The sequence below is a fragment of the Archangium sp. genome, assembly GCF_036388035.1.
Classification (GTDB): Bacteria; Myxococcota; Myxococcia; order Myxococcales; family Myxococcaceae; genus Archangium.
Window position 1 is genome coordinate 1 of record NZ_DASVSO010000213.1, and the last position, 3241, is coordinate 3241.

Annotated in this window: 5 protein-coding genes; 2 read left to right on the forward strand and 3 right to left on the reverse strand. The window is 70.8% G+C overall.

The annotated features are described in order from the left end of the window. On the forward strand, positions 1-653 hold a 653-nt coding region (locus VF697_RS09340; protein WP_331093404.1), incomplete at its 5' end, for a tyrosine-protein phosphatase. A 16-nt stretch (positions 654-669) separates the two neighbouring features. Further along, positions 670-1740: a lysylphosphatidylglycerol synthase transmembrane domain-containing protein gene (locus VF697_RS09345; protein WP_331093406.1), complete on the forward strand. Its 1071-nt coding sequence runs from the start codon at positions 670-672 to the stop codon at positions 1738-1740. A gap of 44 nt (positions 1741-1784) precedes the next feature. Here VF697_RS09345 and VF697_RS09350 read toward each other — a convergent pair whose 3' ends face one another. The 3 genes from VF697_RS09350 to VF697_RS09360 form a co-directional block, all read right to left on the reverse strand. Further along, a complete protein-coding gene (locus tag VF697_RS09350) occupies positions 1785-1949 on the reverse strand; it encodes a hypothetical protein (RefSeq protein WP_331093408.1) in 165 nt (54 codons plus the stop codon). Next, complete coding sequence (locus tag VF697_RS09355; protein WP_331093410.1) at positions 1946-2188, reverse strand: ribbon-helix-helix domain-containing protein; 243 nt, start codon at positions 2186-2188, stop codon at positions 1946-1948. The genes VF697_RS09350 and VF697_RS09355 overlap by 4 nt, the downstream gene beginning before the upstream one ends. 116 nt (positions 2189-2304) lie before the next feature. Next, positions 2305-3241 (reverse strand): PAS domain-containing sensor histidine kinase (locus VF697_RS09360; protein ID WP_331093412.1); only part of this gene is annotated, 937 nt, incomplete at its 5' end.

Genomic DNA, 3241 nt, shown 5'->3' on the forward strand with positions numbered 1-3241 from the left:
CGCGGGCGCTGGTGGACCTGGGCTTCACCACGGCGGCGCCCAGCCCCCACGCGCGGCCCGAGTACCCCTCGTTCTCCCGGGAGCTGGTGGAGGCGCGGCGCGCGGAGCTGCGCGAGGCGCTGGAGCGGGCGGGGGTGAAGCTCGCACTGGGGGTGAACGCGGAGAACTACCTGGACGAGGCCTTCGTGCGCGGGCTGGGGACGCCGGAGGCGCGGCTGCTGGGAGCGGGGAAGTACGTGCTGGTGGAGCTGCCCTACACCTCGCCGGTGCCGGCGCTGACGGACATCCTCTTCCGCATCCGCCTCAAGGGGGTGACGCCGGTGTTGGCGCACCCGGAGCGCTGCCTGGAGTTCGAGCGCAAGGGCCGGGCGGCGGAGGCGGTCCAGGCCGGGGCCCTGCTGCAACTGGACGTGGGAGCGCTGACTGGCCGGTATGGAGGGACGGCGAGGAAGCTCGCGCGGACCTTCCTGGAGGACGGGCTGTACGCCGTGGGAGCCACGGACCTGCACGGCCCGGTGGGGGCTCGGGAGTGGGTGGGAAAGGCGCTGGAGGAGCTGCGGAGCAGGGGGGGCGAGCGGACCTTCATCCGGCTGATGGCCACCTCGCCGGGGCGCTTGCTGGCGGGGGAACCCCTGGAGTCCGGAGGGCGGTGACGATATAGGGGCGCCTGTGAATCGCGCCGTCAAGCTGATCGCCAGCCTGCTCGTCACCCTCGTCTTCTCCTGGTGGGCCTTCCGGGAAACGGATTGGCACTCCCAGGTGGCCAGCCTCAAGTCGGCCAACTACCTGTGGGTGTTGCCGTACCTCGTCATCCTGTCGCTCGTCCACGTGGCGCGGACGCTGCGGTGGGGCTGCCTGCTGTCGGGGATGGAGCGGGTGCCGTTCCGCAAGCTGAACGAGGCCTCGGGCATCGGCTTCATGATGCTGCTGGTGCTGCCGTTCCGCCTGGGTGAGTTCGCGCGGCCCTTCCTCATTGCCCAGCGCAGTTCCATCCGCCGCAGTGCGGCGATGACGTCGGTGGTGCTGGAGCGCATCACGGACGGCATGTCCATCGCGTTGATGATGCGGGTGCTGCTCTTCTTCGTGCCGGCGGAGGTGCCCGAGGTCCGCTACGTGAAGCTGGGCGCGAACGTGATGTTCGCGGTCTTCGGCGGCGGGCTGACCTTCCTGCTCTTTGCCGTGTGGCACCAGGCGCGCGCGGTGCAGCTGGTGCGGGCCACGGTGGGCCGGCTGGCGCCGGGCGTGGCGGACAAGATGGCGGACATCGTCGACACCTTCGTGGGGGCGATGCGGCAGTTGCCGGATCGCCGCCAGATGGCGCTCTTCTTCCTGTACACGGTGCTGTACTGGGGGCTGAACGGCGCGGGGATGGCGCTGCTGTCGCGGGCGTTCGGCCTGAACCTGAGCCTGTTCCAGGCGTACGTGGTGATGGCGGTGCTGGTGGTGGGGGTGATGATTCCCGCGGCGCCGGGCATGGTGGGCACCTTCCAGGCCGCCATCAAGGTGGGGCTGTCGCTCTTCGTGCCGGCCTCGGTGGTGAACGGCAGCGGGCTGGCGTACGCGAACGTGCTGTGGCTGTGCCAGACGGTGCAGCAGATCGGCTTTGGCGTGGTGCTCATGTCGCTGGGGCACCTGTCCTTCAAGGACCTCGCCGGGAAGCTGGGCAACGAGCAGCAGGCGGCCAACAAGGAGCAGCAGGCCGCCGACAAGCAGCAGCGGGCCTCGGTCCCCTCGGCCTGAGTCACCTTCCCGCGGGGGGCGAGGGCGCTACCCTCGGCCCCGCGTCACAGCTCCTCGTTGAGCCAGCGGATGATCGTCTCGCGGATGGAGGGCGGGCGCTCGGAAGCGCTCCGCGCCCCGAAGCCACGGCTGACGTCCAACGCGGGAGGCGGCGCCTTCTCGCGCACGAGGGCGGCGTTGCGTCCCTGAAGGGGGAGGGCGGCTCTCACTCCTCGCCTCCGCCGTTGGCCAGACGGCCGTACTTGGAGAGCAGATCTTCCACGGCCTCGCGGAGGTACTCGCTCTGGTGGATGCGGGTGCGGCGCGCGAGCTCGCGCAGCTTGTGCACCTGCTCGATGGGCACGAGCACGTGGGTGGAGACCACGGCCTCGGTGGCGTCGGGACCGTTCGAGTCGTTCGAGGTCGGGGTGACCTCGGAGCTCATCGGGCTGGCGCTGGCATCCTGCATCGGGACTTCCTCCTCGGGGCTGCTACAGGCCACTACTGGCCTGTGGGCGCATTAGGGGGGCAGGCGAGGGGATCGTCAAAAAATCCACCGGACGACACGAATGCTTGACGCCGGCTTCAGGGGCGAGCGGGGTGGTGGGGGAGCCGCACGGTGAAGGTGGTGCCGGTGGTCTCGCTGGAGCACACGGTGATGGAGCCCCCGTGGGCCAGGACGATCTGCTGCACGATGTAGAGCCCCAGGCCCAGCCCCTGGCGCCCGCCGTGCACGGCGCGCCGGAAGGGATCGAAGACGTGGGGCCGCAGGGCCTCGGGGATGGGAGCGCCCTGGTTCGTCACGGTGAGGACGACCTCGGGCCCCTCGTCCCGGAGGGCCACCTCCACCGGGGTGTGCGGGGCGCCGTGCTGGAGCGCATTGCCCACCAGGTTGGAGACGATCTGGGCGAGCCGATCCGGATCCCACTCCCCGGCATACGGGCCCCGGCCATGGGTCAGCACGATGCGCTCCGGGTGCGTCGCCTCGAACTCCTCGAGCGTGGTGCGCACCAGCTCCACCAGCCGGGTGGATTGGCGCCGCAGGGGGATGCCGCCGCCCACCCGGGCCCGGGTGAAGTCGAGCAGGTCGGTGATCATCCGCGCCATGCGATCCGCGCTCCGGACGATGCGGCGCACCCCGGCGAGCGCGGTCGCGGGGACGTCCTCGCGGCGCAGCAGCAGCTCGGCCCCCAGGGAGATGCTCTGGAGCGGGCTGCGCAGATCATGGCTGACGATGCCCACCAGCCGATCCCGGAACTGCTCGGCGCGCTTGCGCTCGGTGATGTCCCGGAAGAAGACGGCGAGCCCTTCCGGGGTGGGGTAGACGCGGATGTCGAACCAGTGGTCCTCCAGGACGTCGTGCTCCTCGAAGGCCAGGGGAATGCGCTCGGCGGCCGCGCGGCGGTTCGCCCGCTCCAGGGGGGTCCCCACGGAGAGGGGCATGGCTTCCCAGTGGTCGCGGCCCAGCAGTTCCTCGCGTCGGTGCTTCAGGAGGCGCTCGGCCTCGTGGTTGACGTAGGTG